Annotated in this window: 8 protein-coding genes; 6 read left to right on the top strand and 2 right to left on the bottom strand. The window is 69.3% G+C overall.

The window, feature by feature from the left end; all coding sequences use genetic code 11:
• The first annotated feature begins 116 nt into the window (after window positions 1–116).
• A complete protein-coding gene (locus tag RIF23_RS10635) occupies window positions 117–539 on the top strand; it encodes an ATP-binding protein (protein ID WP_310912310.1) in 423 nt (140 codons plus the stop codon).
• Window positions 540–783: 244 nt separating this feature from the next.
• Here the strand turns inward: RIF23_RS10635 and pglX are convergent, their stop codons facing one another.
• The gene (pglX, locus tag RIF23_RS10640) at window positions 784–4,389 is read right to left on the bottom strand and encodes a BREX-2 system adenine-specific DNA-methyltransferase PglX (protein ID WP_310912311.1); all 3,606 of its coding nucleotides are present in this window, start codon (window positions 4,387–4,389) and stop codon (window positions 784–786) included.
• Between the two features lie 323 nt (window positions 4,390–4,712).
• Entirely contained in the window at window positions 4,713–9,137 is a 4,425-nt protein-coding gene (gene pglW / locus RIF23_RS10645; RefSeq protein ID WP_310912312.1) for a BREX system serine/threonine kinase PglW, read from the bottom strand.
• Between the two features lie 244 nt (window positions 9,138–9,381).
• Here pglW and RIF23_RS10650 point away from each other — a divergent pair, with 244 nt between their 5' ends.
• From RIF23_RS10650 to RIF23_RS10670, 5 genes are all read left to right on the top strand, one after another.
• The gene (locus RIF23_RS10650; RefSeq protein WP_310912313.1) at window positions 9,382–9,984 is read left to right on the top strand and encodes a hypothetical protein; all 603 of its coding nucleotides are present in this window, start codon (window positions 9,382–9,384) and stop codon (window positions 9,982–9,984) included.
• Window positions 9,984–11,309 carry a 7-cyano-7-deazaguanine synthase gene (locus RIF23_RS10655; RefSeq protein ID WP_310912314.1) on the top strand — a complete coding sequence of 442 codons (1,326 nt, stop codon included), beginning with the start codon at window positions 9,984–9,986 and terminating at the stop codon, window positions 11,307–11,309. Before RIF23_RS10650 ends, RIF23_RS10655 begins: the two co-directional genes overlap by 1 nt.
• 186 nt (window positions 11,310–11,495) lie before the next feature.
• Window positions 11,496–14,588 (top strand): DEAD/DEAH box helicase, encoded by a 3,093-nt coding sequence (locus tag RIF23_RS10660; RefSeq protein ID WP_310912315.1) that lies wholly within the window; start codon window positions 11,496–11,498, stop codon window positions 14,586–14,588.
• Entirely contained in the window at window positions 14,585–15,439 is an 855-nt protein-coding gene (locus RIF23_RS10665; protein WP_310912316.1) for an SWIM zinc finger family protein, read from the top strand. The genes RIF23_RS10660 and RIF23_RS10665 overlap by 4 nt, the downstream gene beginning before the upstream one ends.
• Before the next feature lie 444 nt (window positions 15,440–15,883).
• Complete coding sequence (locus RIF23_RS10670; protein WP_310912317.1) at window positions 15,884–17,059, top strand: sensor histidine kinase; 1,176 nt, start codon at window positions 15,884–15,886, stop codon at window positions 17,057–17,059.
• The last annotated feature ends 43 nt before the right edge of the window (window positions 17,060–17,102 follow it).

Raw genomic sequence — 17,102 nt, forward strand, 5'->3', positions numbered from 1 at the left:
GCGGCGCTGCTGGCGCGGGTGCTGGACGGGCTACGGGCCTTGCCTGACCGGGCACCCGTGCCAAGCGCTCCCGCGCCTGCGGTTCCGCTGCTGGCAGGGATGGGGGTGCGGTGGGAATGAGCACCGTGGACTACCCCGCCACCGTGGCCCGATGCTTCGCCGGCACCCGGGACAGCGTGCCCCAGGCTCGCGCCTGGCTGGGGCGCACCCTGGCCAAGCAGGGCGTAACCCGGTCGGTGGGCGACGATGCCGCGCTCGTCCTCAGCGAGCTGGCCACCAACGCCGCCACCCACACCCGCAGCGCCGGACCGTTCGGCAGCTACACCGTACGCGTTGATTTGACGCAGGACCGCCTCGTGATCTCGGTCGAGGACGCCGGCGGCCCCCACCACCCCCACATCACCACCCCAGACGACCTCCCCGACCCCCTCACCGAATCCGGCCGCGGCCTGGCCATGGTGGCCCTGTACGCCACCCGCTGGTGGACCACCGGCAACAGCAACGGCCGCACCATCACCGCCGAACTCGCAACCAGCTGACCCCCACCACACCCGGGCCGGGACCTGCGGGAGGGGCAGGCCCCGGCCCACCATCCCGGACTCATGGGTGGCCGGAAGGCGGCTATAGCCTCTCGGGGCCGGCCCCCACACCATGAGCGCCAGGAAAAGCCAATGGGGGACGTGAACGGCCGATGGGGGTGGCACCGGGTGGGTGCACGGCGGGCAGCACGGCGCGGTGGCAGGCAGCCCGCACTCTGAACTCGGGCCAGCTGGTGTGCTCTCCCTACTTCTTCGCGCGGCCACGGCGCGGCGGGCGCCAGCCGGTCAGGGCATCATCGGTGAGGCCGAGGCGCTCGGTGTTGCTGCTGAGAAAGCCACGGAAGAACTCCGCCGGGCTATCGCCGTAGTCCGGATGGAACTCGCTGTGCCACTGGCCCAGCCAGGGCAACAGCTCGCGCAGCCCCGCCAGCAGCGGGGCCAGCTGTTCGGCGCCCCAGCCGTCCTGCTGTTCCCGCTCACCGAGCAGCACCGCGAGTGCATGCGCCTGCTCGCGGTGATCGAACCCGGCCCAGCCGAGCAGCAAGGCCCCATCCTTGGTGGACGAAGCTCCGTCCCGCCCGGCGTACGGGTAGGAAATGAACCGCTCCTTGGGCACGTCCAGTTTGCCGCGGTTGCGCCAGTAGCTGTTCTGCCGGAAGTCGCCCGAGGCGTACTTCGGCGGGACCGGGGTGGCGTCCCGGATAGCCTTCGCCTCGGCCTCGTCCTCCGCTGCGTCTTCCTGGCGCTGCCGATCCCAGACGTGTTCCCATTCCGCACGTTTGGCCAGGCCGGAGTCCTTGTACCGCAGCGCGGACAGGTAGGGCACATGCTCGTCGGCGACCAGCCCAGCCACGACGTGCTCCAGCTCGCGGCCGGGAGCGTACAACTCGGCCACGGCCAGCACCTCGGGATCGTCCCGCAGCGCATCGGCAAGCTGCACCGTGGTGCGCAGCTGTGGCTGCTCCACCCCGTCCACCTCGGTGAACCACAACTCCCGCGCTTCCATCCGATCCAGCAGCCAGGTGCGCAGTGCCTCGGCCTGCATGGCGTCGAAACCCTCGGTGGACCAGCGGCGCTTGCACTCCGGACGCTCGATCAGACCGATATGCCGGTTGGACTCGATCAGCTCGATCCGCCGCTCCACCACGGCGCGGTACGCGGCGGGCCAGTGCGCGGGCAGCTCGGTGATCGGGGTGGAGCCGTGCCGGTTGAACCACTCGGTGTCCGCCTCGCCCGCGGCGATCCGCCGCGCCAGCACAATCTCGAAGGCCCGCTCCCCCAGCGCCAGTTCCGGAACCGCGTCCTCCGGGGCAGTCAGCTCCTCGTCGAGGAGGCCGTAAAGCCGGTACACCTCCCAGTCCAGCTCCTCCTGCTCCGCGATCATCCGGGCGCGCAGCGAATGCCACTCAGTGCGGGCCTGAGCGAGGGCATCGCGGGTCGGGGTAGCGCGCTCGGCAACCGCGACAGGAGAGACAGCAGCGAGGTCCTGAGCCAGGGAATCCAGCCGGCGAGCACGGGCAAGAGGGAAGCTGGCGGGGAGAGGGAACTCCTGGAGCTTGGTACCGGTGAACTCGTACCGTTCCTCCCACTCCTCGTCTTGATGCCCTCTACCCAGTCCGCTTCCCCCTTTTCCCTGACTCACCTGCTTGAGCCAGAAGCACGTCGTGGAGCTGTTCAGCACTCCCAGCAGCTCAAGGTGATCGTCCTCCGTCGTCCCCTCCGGAAGCTTGATCACCGGGGCGGAACGGTTGAACACCTTCCCGCCCCGGTCCAGCACGAAATGGTTGTGCGTGGCCACGAAGGCAAAGGCGATCGACAAGGGAGTGGCCAGTTTCGCCCTGTAGTTCTCCAAGTGCTCAAACCAAGAATGACCTTTATCCTGGAGTCTCCTTCCAAAGATAATCCGACTACTCAGATGTCGCCGCACGAACCACAAGAAAAATGAAGGAAGCAAATGAGAATCAGGGAGCGCTTGACTCTGCAATTCATCAGAATATGGAATTAGCGAATAGGGCGCGCCAGAAATAGCGTAATCCCGCACGGCTTCGCCAATAACCAATACCTTGGCGTTCGCATACTCCCCCCGACGTCTCAATGTGGAAACATCAGGACGAATCCATGCATCGTCCTCTCCCAATACCGTGGTTCTGCCAATACTGGCCTCTCGGTCCTCGAGAGTACGATCCGAACCTCCTGCGACAACCTGGAGCACCTCATCCGCCCCACCCCCCGCCAGTGACCATGGGAACTGTGCGAACTCCCCCCGCTCCACGTCCGCAACGCTCACCCACGCGCTTTCGGATCCAGGCTGGTTTATCTGGTTCACGATCGCCTGCCACACGTGGCCCTGGCTGGGAACATCCGGCTCCTCCGGCTCGCCGCGGATTCCCATGACCGTTCGCACGGTCGCCGTTCGGGGATGGGCGTGGCTGCGGTTTCTCCCGATGAGGATCACCGTCGGGGTGCCGTGGCCCGGAATGAACGCCCCCGAGGTGTCGATGACCTCGGTCAGTTCCGCCCGCAGGGCGAAGAACTCCTGGATCAGCTTCTTGCCGAACTCGCGCTTCATAAAGGAGTTCGCGGTGATCTGGCCAACGTGGCCCGCGCCGCGGCCATCGGTCGCGGGTTCCCGGGCCAGTTGGAAAAAGCGCTGGGCGAACGGCACCGACAGGGAGTACTGCCGGTGGCAGGCGGAGTACTGCTCCCGGTACCGCTTAGAGAGTTCCGCGTCCTTCACCGTCACATACGGCGGGTTCCCCACCACCACGTGGTACCGGCCGTGTTCGAGCATCCGGCCAAACTCAGGTAGGTCCTCGGTCGAGTAGGCGAGCGCGGCCTGCTCCTCTTCGGTCTCGGTGCCGGGGATCACGTCCTGCTGGGCCTGGAGAAGCGAGTCGCCCACGGCCAGATTGATGGGGAGCTCGTGCTTCTTCGCCTCGTGCAGGGTGGTAAGTCCCGCGGCGTGCAGCGCCGCCACCCACAGCCGGAACCGGGCGATGGCCACCGCGAAGGGGTTCACGTCCACCCCGTGCACCTGCTGGAGGGCACGGCGCACCCGCTCCTGGGGATCCAGCATCGGGGAGTTGTGCTCCCACTCGGCGAGCAGCCGATGGAAGGTCCCGAGGACGAAGTGCCCGGAACCGCAGGTGGGGTCGATCATCCGCACCTGGTCGTAGCCGAACTCGTCGATGGCCGGCGTCAGGGTGCGGTCCAGGATGAACTCTTCGACGAACTCCGGCGTCTGCAACAGCGCGTAGGTCTTGCGCGCCGTCTCGGAGAGGTCCTGGTACAGGTCACCCAGGAAGCGGGTGTCCCCGGTCTGGGCCGAGAAGTCATGGACCAACTGGCCATGCTCCCCGCGACGCCGCCAGAACCCAATCAGCTCCTTGGCCGCGTCATGCGAGATCGGCACCTGGTACAGCGGATTGTGCTCCGTGGAGAACAGCAGCGCGCCCGGCTGAGTGTTGGCCAGCTCGGCGAAGCCGGCGCGCAGCCAGCCGCGGTCGGTCTCGTGTGGGGTGTGGTGGAAGAAGTCCTCCTGCTCGGCCTCGGCCAGCATCCGCCGGTCGCTGTCCGGCCCCGTGATGAACGGGCGGTCCACCAGGCCGGTGTCCTCGCAGTAGCGCACGAACAGCGTCCCCAGGACCCAGGCCACCGCCACCTGGGTGAGCCGCCCCGCCAGCCACACGGTCCAGGTCTCGGCGGTGCGCTTCCGCTCGAACAACCGGTCATACTCGCCGCGCAGCCGCCGGTACAGCTCCGTGTCCTCCGCGACCTGAGTGTGCAGATCGGCCTCCAGCGCCCTGACCTGCTGCACCAGATCCTCACGCAACGCACCCGGATCGATCACAGCGACTCCCCTGACACAGCTACACATCGGCGAACCCGCCCAGGATCCCACCCACGCGGGCGCTGCGGCACCACGAAGCCCTGATCAACTCTGGTGTGGCCGGTGGGTGACACGGTCACGTCCCGGGGAGCGGAGCTGTCTTCGCCACCTGCCTGCCGGCGAGACAGTTCGCGATCTTCGCGCCGGGCTCGGCCTGCTCCAGGGGGCAGGGCCGGTCGTCGCGGACCCGTGGATGGTGGGCGCGATCGCGACACAGGCAACTCAGTCGAGCGTTCGGTCCATGGCGCGGGGGTCATCCGGACCGCAGACGAATCAGTCTCCGGTCACGCCGCCCCGCGGTACCGGTTGGAGGCCCACGCGTCCGGGATCGGGATCCACTCGTGCGGCAGGCGCGCCGGCACCAGGGTTCCGTCCAGGCGCGGCTGCTCCTGGGGGTCGGTCATCGGACAGAGCACCCACAGTGGAGCACCCCCGCGGCGTGCCTCCTCTGCCAGCGCTGCCAGCACCCCGCCGTCGTCGTAGCGGGTCAGCACCGCGGCGTCGTGCAGCAGCAGCGGGCCGGTGGCCTGCTCCCGCGCCAACCGCAGCCGTGCCGCGGCCAGTTCCCACGCGCGGGCAGTGAACTCGGCGAGCTTCGCCGCGCTGCGCTCGTCTCGCCCCGGGGCGTCCGCCCGCACCACGGTCTCCCAGGTGGGTTTGCGGCCCGGCACCACCTGACTACGCAGGGCCTGCAGAAACTCCGCGCCCACATGCACTGGCACCACTCCGAGTGCGGACACCAGCTCGTCCAGGCCGCGGGCATAGTGGTCCAGCCGGACGGTCAACGCGCGGAACCCTCCGCTGTGCGTGTCATCTCCGCGGGCGGCGCGCAGGCGTTCGTTTGCCCGGAGCGCCTCGGCCTGCTCTGGGTCGTCCTCGTTCCACCGCGACGGGACCGCGCTTGCGGTGCTGAACCGGTGGACCGCGGCGACCGAGGAGCCGGTGTCGCGGGAGCGGGGAACATAGCGGCCGTTCTGCCACTCCAGGTCGTCGAACCCGGCCGCGCGCAGCATCTCCGCCAGCTTTGGATGCTCGGGCAGCTGCGACACCAGCGGGAACCGGGCCGTCACCCGTTCCTCGACCTGCTGGGGAGTCAGTCCGTAGGGATGTCCTTCCTGGTCCGCACCCGCGGGTACCAGCCCGGCCTGGGTGAGGCGCAGTGCCCGCACCGGATCCAGGTCCCGCGGATAGATCTCCAGCCGTGGTGAGGCCGCGGCATTCTCCGCGGCTGCCGCCGCGAGGAACACCAGCCGACGGTCGTCCAGAGCGCCCTCCCCCGGTGGCGGGGACACCGCGCGTAGCTCCCGCAGGACCGCCGCCGGTGTCGGCAGCATCTCGGCAGCGGCCAGCCGGTCCGCGGCCTCACCCAGCCGATCCGCGTAGTCAAGCAACGCCGGACCGGACGGGACGTCCCGGGCATCGCCCTCAGGGGCCTCCAAGGCCACCATGATCCGGTCGTCGCGCCGCCGGCGACGAATCGCCAACCGCTGCCCCGTGGGCTGCGGCGCTGTTCCGTCACTGGCGGCCTGCTCTGCCTCGGTCTGGTCGATTTCGGGATCGGCCTCGGTGGCCGCCCGTACCGCGGCCATCGCCAGGGCCTGGCGCTGTGGTCCGGTGGCCTCTGCTCCGCGGCGAGTGATCAGTGCCGCGGCCAGCTCGTCGGCGCTCATCACACGCCCCGCCTCGGTGAGCAGTTCCACCAGGTCGTCCAGCACGCTGCGCACCAGCGGCTCCGCGCGCCAGCGGCTGCGTTGGCGCTTCAGGATCTGGTTGATCTGGGCGCTGCTCGCCGGCGGGTCCAGCGCTTCGGCGACCCGCGCCTGCACCGGCCAGGGCGGCGGGATCGTGCCCTCGTCGTCGGGCAGCCCCAGCAGGAGCCGGGTGGCCTCCACCGCAGCGGCGTTCTTCTTGCCCCGACGTTTGGGTACCAGGGCCGCGGCCACCGTCTCCAAGCCCGCCCGGCGGTGTTCGTCACCACCGACCTCGGGGAGGCTTTGGGACTGCTGCGGTGTGGGGTCCGGGGTACCGAGCCGCTCGCGCCACTCCCGGATCCGGGACTGGAGTTCCTTGCGGGTCTTCGCGCCGAGCCCGGGCAGGGTGAACAGTGACTTGGAGGGCAGAGTGAGCAGGTCCCCGACCGTAGCTGCGTCCAGTCGCGTCGCGGCCGACACCGCACGAGTGCTGAGCCCGGAGGCGTCCAGCGCGGTGTCGCGGGTGGCGGCGCGGGCGGCCGCATCGCGGGCCTGCTTCGGCGTGTCCTCTTCCGCGGGAAGCCCGGCCTCTTCGCCCGGGTCGCTGGACACGGGCGGGGTGGCGTCGGCGATCTCGAACACCCGGCGCCAGGACGCTTCCATCTCCTTCAGCGAGGAGAAGCGTCGCTTCGCGTCCCGGTGGAGGGCACGGCGGAAAAAGTCCACCAGCCCTTCACGTACCGCCGGGTCGAAGGCTTCGGCGGCCAGCGTGGGCGGGCCATCGGTGAAGCGGGGGTCGGTGCGGCCATCGCCCCACACCGGCAGCTCCCCGGAGGCCATCTCGTGCAGGGTGACCGCCAGGGCGTAGCGCTCGGCATGGTCGTCGTAGGTCTCCCGCCCGGCCTTGCCGAGGAACGGGTCCAGGTATCCGCGGGTTCCGGCCTCCAGCTCCGTGGCCGGGATTCCGGCGAGGCTGAAGTCAAACAGGACCAGCTGGCGGGTGCGGTTACGGCGGGTACGGATCGCGATGTTGTCGGGTTTGAGGTCGCGGTGGGTGACGCCCTCTCCCTCCAGGAAGTCCACGGCTTGGAACAGATATCGGCTGTAGGATTCCAGCTCGTCCACACTCAGTCGGCCGTGTTCGCGAAGTTTCCGCGCCACGGTGGAGTCGCCGGCATAGTCGAGTACGAGCACGGTCCGTCCACCGATGACCAGGGGTTCGGGCCGCACCAGCCGGGTCACCGAGGAGTCGCGGTCCAGACGCTGGAGAACCCGGGCCTCGTGTTCCAGGCGGGCCGCCTTGTCGTCCGACAGCGCGACCTTGAGCACCTCAAGCTCGCCGGTTTCCTCGTTCGTGGCCAGGAAGGCCCGGCAGGTGGATCCGGTACCCAGCCGCTTGGTGATGCGCCACTGGCCGGCAACCAGATCCTGCGCAGCGGCATACAGCGGGTCGGATTCGGGCTGATCGGGTTCGGGCGCGGGCGCCGTGGCTTCCAGCTCGGCCTCTACGAGCATGTCCAGGAAGTCCGCCGCGTTGTCCAGCCGCTGCGCCGGCACGGGAGCGGTGGCGGCCTGGGTCAGCTCGTCGATCCATGCGCTGACCCCGTCGGCGACGGCGGAGGGCCGCAACCCGTTGTCCTGTTCCAGCCGGGCGAGCAGCTCAGACCGCTGTTCGGCCGGAGCCTGCCCACCGAAGACCAGGTAGGTCAACGTGCCCAGCCCGAACACGTCCAGTGCCACCGGGTCGGGGTTGGCGGCACTGATCTCGGGCGCCAGGTAGACCTGGGTGCTGGGATCGACGTGCCGCTCCACGTGCCGGGTTGCGCTACCGAGCCGCTCCAGCATCTGCCGGGTGGAGGCTCCTCCATCCGTCTCGATCTCTCGCGTGGCGATCTGCCAGTCCTTGACCTGGAGCCGTGGCCGCAGCCACGTGGCCTCAGTGTCGCGGCCCGGGCCCTGCTGTGGCGTCACCAGCACGCTGGAGGCCGACAGTGCCCGGTGATACAGCCGGTGTCTGTGGGCGTGGGCCAGCGCCTCGGCGAGCTGGCGCACCATGTCCAGCCGGGCATGCACGTCCAGCTGGTCGCCGTAGGTGGCCAGGTAGTGGTCCAGCCGCATGGCTTCCGGCTGGTGTCGAAACACCAGGGCAGGCCCGGCGTCGTGCTCCTCCAGGGAATCCGCCCGCACGATTCCGGAATGATCGATGCCGTGCAGGGTCTGCATCTCCCGTTGCGCGGCCCGGTGGATACTGGTCCTGGTTTCTTCGTCCCGCCCGCGCTCGATCAGGTACAGCCGCACGCGGCGCTTCTCGGCCGGGGCGTTGACGTGTGTGGCCAGATAGTCCTGCCAGGTTGGGCCCTCGTCGATAGGGGGGGTCTCCAGCTGCCAGGGTCCAACCTGGCGGTGGGTCGCGCTCCGCTGGATGCCGACGCGTTCGAGTAGCTTCGGCAGCGCGCGGGAGACCCGCGGGCTGACCTCCTGCGACTGTTTGTGCGGGGTCCCGCCGAGCAGGCCCTGCCACACGTCGGGCAGGGTGTTGCGGCGGTTGGTGCGGTCGGTGCCGTAAACGTGGTGCCGATGGTGCTCGGCCAGGTCCACGGCCAGGTTCGGGTCGGAGAGGAACACCGCGGCATGGACCCGCGGCACCCGTTCCCCGAGCCCGTGCTTGGACGCGGCCCGGTCCAGCAGGCTTTTCAGTCGCTTGGCCTTCAGATCGGTCAGGTGTACCGGATCGGCGAACCGTCGGATCGTGCCGCTCTTCCTGGTCTGCACCCAGTCCGCACCACTGCTGGTGAGCCGGCCGGTCAGGCTCTTGATCTCGACGAGGTACAGCCCTACCCGGGTGGCGATCAGCAGATCGACCTCGTAGATGTGGCCCGTGTCTGCCGTGAAGGTGAAGTTGGACCAGGCCCGGTAGGGCTCCTCGTCTGGCATGCGGCTGCGCAGGTACTCCAGCGCCCGCCGCTCATGCTCGTACTCCGAAGGAGTGATCTCGTGCCAGCGCTCCTCCTCCGGCATCGCCGCAACCCGCCTTCCGCTTCGACCACCGGACCCGAACCGCCCAGACTAGCGCCGCCCTCCGACCACCGGGCAGTGGTGGAACAAGATAATCCCGACGGCATGGAACGCGGCCCGCCCCTCCCGCGAACCAGCGACCCCGGCAAGTCGGAGCAATGCGCATGATCAGTGACGAAACTGTGCCATCCAGGCAATCACGGACCGATGTGACGATCGGGCCACGGTTGCACTGTGGGAGGTGCCCATGCCCGACGATGACCGGCTGTCCCGCGACCACGGCCGCGGGTGGAAACCTGTACTGGATTTCCTGACCCGCCGAACCCCGGCGCTGCGCGACGGCGAGTCACCGCCCCCGGATGGACAGAACCCCAAGCGGCTCGACCGGGCGATCGCCAAGGCGTTGCGCGAGACCCTGCACACCGTCACCCCAGCCCCCACCGCCGCGGACTTTCGGAGCGCCGCCGGCGAGGCGCACCGACTCGCCGAGCAGCAGCGCCGGGGGCACGCAGTTGACCTGTGTCCGGGCGGAACGCGGGCGGCCACGCCGGCGCTGCTACGGCAGGCGGTGCGCGTCGCCGTGGCACGCGACGGCCCGGATCATGTCGGCAACGCCTCCCCGGAGGAACTCGCCGAGGAGATCGCCCGGGAGTTCCTGCACGGGATGGGTCGGCGCTACGGCCTGGACCGCATCGCCGCCCAGGTCGACACGGATGCCCCGGGTCTCGCCGGTGACCTGCTGGGCGGGTTGGACATGTTCTTCGCCGGTCCGCTCGTCGGCGCGCTGGTGTCGGATCTCCTGTCCGAGGCATCGTCGAGTTCGGCCGCACCGCGACGGGAGGTGGCCTGATGGCGCCGCCACCGCGTGCCACGGTGCGCTACCGCGCCAACAACGGCCCACAGAGGACGGTGCACTGGGGCGCCGACGTACAGGGTGTGGCGCCCGACCTGGCCCTGGGTCTGCTCCGGGAGGGTGATCCCACGCCCGACCTGTTCGAGATCGCCGGCGCCTGCTTCGCCGTGGACCGTGCGGTCCCGCGCCCCGACCCGCGCAACTGGCGGTGGGGCGGCTCGGAGTGGAGCCGCCGCCTCCAGCTGCACATCCCGGTGCGCCAACCCGAATTCTGGCAGGAACAGCGCGCACTGTTGGAGCGGCTGCTCACCTGGCTCACCGACGACGACTGGAGTCTGGAGTTTACCCAGGGAGCACCTTCCTACCAGCAGACCGCAATCCGGCCACCGCCCGAGGATGAACCACACACACTGCTGTTCTCCGGTGGACTCGACTCCACCGCGGGACTCGCCCGCCTACACGCAGAACACAGCCGTGCCCCGCTGCGGCTGGCCAGTGTGGTCACCAACGACCGCATGCGAAACCAACAGAAACAGGCACTGAACAGCCTGTACGGGAGCACTCATCCGGACTGGTTTCCGTTTCGTCTGAACCTGGTTGGCGCCAAGGACGACCCCTCCCGTGCCCCGGACAGCACCGCGCGCACCCGCGGCTTCCTGTTCCTCAGCGCGGGCGTGACCACCGCACTCGCCCACGGCGGGACCAACCTGGACGTCTACGAGAACGGCACCGGCGCGGTGAACCTGGCACTGTCCCGCGGCCAGGTCGGTGCGCAGGCAGCCCGGGCCGTGCACCCCCGCACCCTGAAACTGATGAGTCAACTCGCGAGCCGCGTGCTGCGGCACGGCGCCCCGAGCTTGTCGCCCCGCCGCTTCCACATCACCAACCCCGCCGCGGACACCACCAAGGCAGAGCTGATCTGCAACGTCCCCGAATTCGCGTGGCCAGCCCTGCACACCTCCGTGTCCTGCGACAGCGCCTTCACCCACGGCGAGGGCGGACACTGCGGCTGGTGTAGCTCGTGCGTGCTGCGCCGCCAGGCCATGGCCGTGGCCGGACATGTACAAGCGCCACCTCTCGGCAAACCGCCGCAGGCGAAACGCGACCACACCGCGGCCATGCTCTGGCAGGTGGGGCGGCTCCGGCACACCTTCGCCGGTGGACCGTCCTGGCAGCGGCTGCTCACCGAGTTCCCGGACGTCCTGTGCGTGCCAGGCGCCACCACACCCCAGGTGCAGCGCAGCCTGATGCGGCTGCTGGGCGCCTACCTCCGCGAGTGGGACCAACCGGGTGTCGCGGAGGCCGTGGGTTTCGATTTCTGATTAGTGGCAGTGGTTGCTGCGGGTACTGTCGGCCCCGGACGTCCGCCACACGTGTGCATGTGTGCTGACCGAGAAGAATCACCGGGGCAGCGCAAGGCCGGCGGTTTTCCACGGGGCACCGACCGCCCCACCTCGACTTCGCGGTATCGTCCACACTGCTGGCGCACGCGCGGCATACTGGACCGGATGCGCATCTACGAGGGATTCTGGGACCACGACGGGCTGTGCGTGTGGGCGATGGACTCCCAGCTCCCCGCAGTGACGGCCTCGCGCAAACGGCATCGTCCCCACCCCTACGCGGTGGATCCCGAGACTCTGGCGACCGAGCTCGGGGGCGATGCCGACACCCGGATCCTCCGGTTGCCGTCCCGCACGGCCAAGCATCCACTGCCGCCGCCGCAGTTGCCGCCGTTCGCGGACGCGCCCCGCAGCGGCCAGGTTGCGCTGCGCCCGTGGAGTGTTCCGGTGTGCTACCTCACGGCGGGTCAGGCCCTCGCAACGCTGGAGCGGCTCGGCCGCGGCAGCGGCGACCTGCTGCTTGGCCCGTCGCTGCGCCACATCGCCGCCCTCGCGGAGGCTGCCGCCACCCTGGTGGCGACCCGTCGGGTTCTGCCGCAGCTGGTGAGTGAGGAGCTGGCGGATGCGGCCCGCTGGCGTCCCGTGCTGGACCGCGGCACCCACACGTGGCTGCGGTCGCTGGTGCGCAGTCTTCCCCCGGTGGCCCGCGCCCACCATCCCGAGGAGCTCACCCCCGGCGAGGCCGGCACCATCGCGATGGGGGAGATGGTCACGGCCCTGTGCGCGTTCGTCGACGCCAGGGTGCGGACCGCCCTCGCCGGGGCGGTGCCCCCGCCCACCGGCACCACCCCGAAGCTGCGGGACCAGTGGCTGCACGCGCTGACCAACGAACACGGGACGGTCCCCACCACGACGGTCTCCGCACGCCAGCTCGACCAGCTGCTGAGCCCGCTGCGCTCCTGGTTCACCACGACGCACGCCGAAGCCAGCGACATCCGGCTGACCTTCCGGCTGTTGGATCCGCCCGAGCTGGACGACGTCGAGGAGCTGGGTGCCCTGCCCGAGCGCGGCGCCCAGCACTGGCGGCTGGAACTGTGGGTGCAGTCCACGACCGAGCCGTCGCTCATGGTGCCGGTGGGGCACCTGTGGCAGGGGGCGGCCGCCGACTGGCTGCCAGCCGGCGCCCAGGAGGCGGTGCTGCGCACCCTCGGGCGTGCCGCCCGGATCTATCCTCCGCTGGCCGCCGCCCTGGACGACACCGCCCCCACCGAGGTGGTGCTCGACCTGGACGGCGCCCACGAGTTTCTGTCCAGCTACGCGATGCGGCTGTCCAACGCCGGCTACGGGGTGCTGCTGCCCCGGTGGGCCGGGGAGCAGAAGGTCGGTCTGAAGCTGCACGCCCGCAGTTCGCCCAGCTCCAGCTCGTCGTCCGCCGCCGGCTCCGGCGCCACCGGCGAGGACATCGTCAACTTCGACTTCCGGGCAGCCGTCGGCGACACCGAACTCACCGAGGCCGAGCTGACCCAGCTCGCCCAGCTGAAGCAGCCGCTGGTGCGGCTGCGCGGCGAGTGGGTGCGGCTGGATCCGAAAACCCTGCGGGCCGCCGCCCGGTTCCTGCGCGAGCAGGGCGACGGTTCGGTGGACATGCGTGCGGCCATGGAGATGGTCATCAGCCCCGATGTGGACACCCCCGACGGACCGGTGCCCATCACCTCCGTGCAGGCCGAGGGCCGCCTGGGGGAGCTGCTGGACGGTTCCGCTGCCCAGCGCATCGCCCCGCTGGCCGAGCCCGCGGGGTTCACCGCACAGCTACGGCCCTACCAGGCGCGCGGCGCGGCGTGGCTGGCATTCCTGAACTCCTTCGGGCTGGGGGCGATCCTCGCTGACGACATGGGGCTCGGCAAGACGGTGCAGCTACTTGCCGTGCTCGCCGCCGAACGCGAGACCGGCCAGCGGCCCGGCCCCACCCTGCTGATCTGCCCGGTCTCGCTGATCGGGAACTGGCACCGCGAGGCGCAGCGCTTCACCCCCAATCTGGCGATCCACGTGCACCACGGCCCCAGCCGTCCCCACGACGAGGAACTCGCCGCCACCGTCGACAAGGTCGACCTGGTGCTCACCTCCTACGGGCTGGCGATGCAGGACGGGGACGAGCTGGCCGCGCTGACCTGGGCGCGGGTCGTGTGTGACGAGGCGCAGGCCATCAAGAACCCGGGCACACGGCAGGCGCGTGCTATCCGCGCGATCCCCGCCCCCAGCCGGATCGCACTCACCGGAACCCCGGTGGAGAACCATCTGGGGGAACTGTGGTCCCTGATGGAGTTCACGAACCCCGGGCTACTCGGCTCCCAGCAGGCTTTCCGGCGCGGCCTCGCCGCCCCCATCGAAACCGCCGCGCAGGAAGGCGCCGACACCCCCCAGGCGCGGAACGCGCGCCACCGGCTCGCCCGCGTCACCCGCCCGTTCGTGCTGCGGCGGCTGAAGACCGACTCCGCGATCGTGTCGGACCTGCCCGAGAAGCAGGAGATGAAGACTTGGTGCACCCTCACCGCGGAGCAGGCGTCGCTGTACCAGGCCACCGTGGACGAGATGACCGCGCTGGTGGACCAGGCCGAGGGCATCCAACGGCGCGGGCTGGTCCTGGCCACCATGACCAAACTCAAGCAGGTGTGTAACCATCCGGCACACCTGCTCGGTGACGGGTCGCGGCTGGACGGGCGGTCCGGCAAACTGGAGGCGCTGTGTGACCTGCTGGCCGAGATGATGGCCGAGGGCGACAAGGCGCTGTGCTTCACCCAGTACACCGACTTCGGGGATCGGCTGGCGCCCTACCTCGCCGCCCGGCTCGGGGTGCGGGTGCTGTGGCTGCACGGCAGTGTCTCCCGCACAGACCGCGAGGAGATGGTGCGCACCTTCCAGGAGGAGGACACGCCCATGGTGCTGCTGCTGTCGCTGCGGGCCGGCGGCACCGGGCTCAACCTCACCGCCGCCAACCAGGTCATCCACGTGGACCGGTGGTGGAACCCGGCCGTGGAGAACCAGGCCACCGACCGGGCGTTTCGGATCGGGCAGCAGCGCACCGTGCAGGTTCGAACGATGGTGTGCCTCGGCACCCTGGAGGAACGCATCGACGCGATGATGGAACGCAAGGCCGCTCTGGCCGACTCCGTGGTGGGCACCGGGGAGGACTGGCTCGGCGAGCTCTCCGGCGCCGAACTGCGGGAGGTCATCCGGCTGGCTCCCGAGGCGGTGGAAGGGTGAGTCCCGCGCCGATGCCCAGCCGCGGCTCCATCGGCCAGAGCTGGTGGTCCCGCCGCTTCATCGACCCGATGGAGGACACCGCCGATGCGGGCCGGTTGAGTCGCGGCCGCAGCTACGCCCGCGGCGAGGCCATCCACGACGTCACGGTGGAGCCCGGAACCGTGCACGCCGAAGTCGCCGGCTCCGGGTTCGTTCCCTACCTGGTCAGTATCGGTATGCGCACCGTGGACGAGGCGGCGTGGGACCGGATCTGTGTGGACCTGGCCGGCAGGGCCGCCTACCGGGCCGCGCTGCTGTCCGGGGAGCTGCCCCCGGAGGTCGAAGAGGTGTTCACCGCGGCCGGGGTGGAGCTGTTCCCGCGGGAGTACGAAGACCTGGACGCGGTCTGCACCTGCCCGGACGAGGGGGAGCCGTGCAAGCACATCGCCGCCGTGCTCTACACCTTCGCCCACCACCTCGACGATGACCCGTTCCTGCTGTTGCACTGGCTCGGGAGGGGCCGCGACCTGCTGCTGGAACAGATCCGCGCGCACAGTCCCGACGCGGCCGCGGCACCCGCCGCGGCCGAGCCCGGCTCGGAGAACACCGGGAGCGCCGAGGATGTCGAAGACGCAGAGGACGCGCGAGCGGACGACCGTGGGCTGAGTGTGCGGATCGCGCCCGTTGAGGAATGCGTCGCGGCCTTCTGGACGGACACCGAACCACCCCCGTTTCCCACCCAGCCCGGATCGATCGATCCGCTCACCTACGTTGACGAGGACGCTGCCTGGCTGCCCGCCGCCCTCCAGCCCCTCTACGATCGGATCGCGGCGGACTCCAGCCTGGCTGGGTCGGGGGACCCTCCGGCGTAGCCGGGGAGGCGGCAGGATGGCCAGCCGCTCCGGGTGAGAGTTGAGACGCTGCTGTGGGTATCCACCAATCCGCGAGGCAGCGCGCTGCGATCACGCCCCGGGGGGCACCGACGGCCCGCGCACCCGGTGCTATGCGGCACTGGACCCGCCATCCTATGATGCGATGCTTTTCGGCATGGGGATCATATCGCGCCCCTTCAAGATCATCCCCGAATACAGAAAAATTGATGATACAAACTCACTGCATCATACGCAAGCATTTTCTGTGATTACTGGATCACAGTTCGACGATCATCGGGCGGCCAGCACAACGTGCGGACAATATGCCCTGAATGTGTATATATTGGCGCACGATTGTGGGCCCTCCTGCTGTCTGCGTTGCGGCACCACTTCCGCGGTTTTCGGGACCCCCGGACCGCAGACCACGAGGTGTGGAGAGGAAGCATGGCCACTGCGGAGGCGAGCCGTACGGAGCCGGCCCCGTCCGACACCACGAGCATGGCTCCACGACTGGCCTGGGGGCTCACCACCGTCGTTTTCGCATGCCTGTGCCTGATCGGTTTCCTCAACGTCCGCATGCTGCCGATTGGCCCACTGGCCATGGCCATGGCCATCGGCTGCATGCTCGCGCTGTTCGTCCTCCAGATGCTGCAATGTCGCTGGGTTGGCCACCCCGAACGACAGCGATACGCCCAGGCCGCTCTGGTCGCCCAGGGATGTCTTGCCTACCTACCACTGCTGTACTACCAGCAGGCATGGGTCGGCATGCCCAGTTTCTTTGGTGGAAGTGTCCTCCTCGTCCTAAGCGGGAAACTCGCCTGGATCTCCTTCACCGGGGTCCTCGCCAGCATGGCCTTCATCCAGGCACTACTGAGCGGGAACCCGCTGGATGTCGGCTACACGACGGTAGCCACCCTCGTCTTCGCCCTGACCGTCTACGGCATCTCCTACCTGAGAGAAATCGTCCGGCGACTCCAGTCGGCGCAAGGGGAACTCGCCGACGCCGCGGTCACCCGGGAGCGCCTCCGGTTCACCCGCGATCTCAACGACCTGTTGGGCCACAGCCTCTCCGCGATGATCCTCAAGGCCGAGCTGGCCTATCGCTTGGTCACGCGGCGTTCTGAGCGTGCGCCGGAGGAGGTCAAAGAGCTGGTCCACAGCAGCAGACAGGCACTCGCCGACGTTCGGTCCGTAGCGCGGAACTATCGCGAATTCTCCCTGGAGTCCGAGCTTCGGTCGATGCGCTCCGTGCTTGCGGCAGCCGGAGTGGAACTGCATCTGCGAACGGACCATGACGAGCTACCCACCCCGGTCGCCACCGTACTGGGACGTACGCTCCGTGAGGGCATCACCAACCTACTGCGGCACAGCAACGCCACGAGCTGCACAGTCACGGTGCGACAGGACAAGGACCAGGTCACGGGCGAGATCGTTAACGACGGCGCCAACATGCGCGAGACCGGCATGGACCTCCCCTCGGCCGGGGGACTGCGGGATATCCAAGACCGGGCTGTCCAACTCGGGGGCAACGTGACCACCGAAACCCTGACGGGCGGCCGCTTCCGGCTCACCGTGCACCTGCCCCTGACGCCCGATAACACCGACCACGAAAACACCTGAGCCCGCCTTCCGCCAACTCCCCCAACGGCGACTTCCGAGGACC

This window comes from Lipingzhangella rawalii (assembly GCF_031628175.1).
GTDB classification, from domain to species: domain Bacteria; phylum Actinomycetota; class Actinomycetes; order Streptosporangiales; family Streptosporangiaceae; genus Lipingzhangella_A; species Lipingzhangella_A rawalii.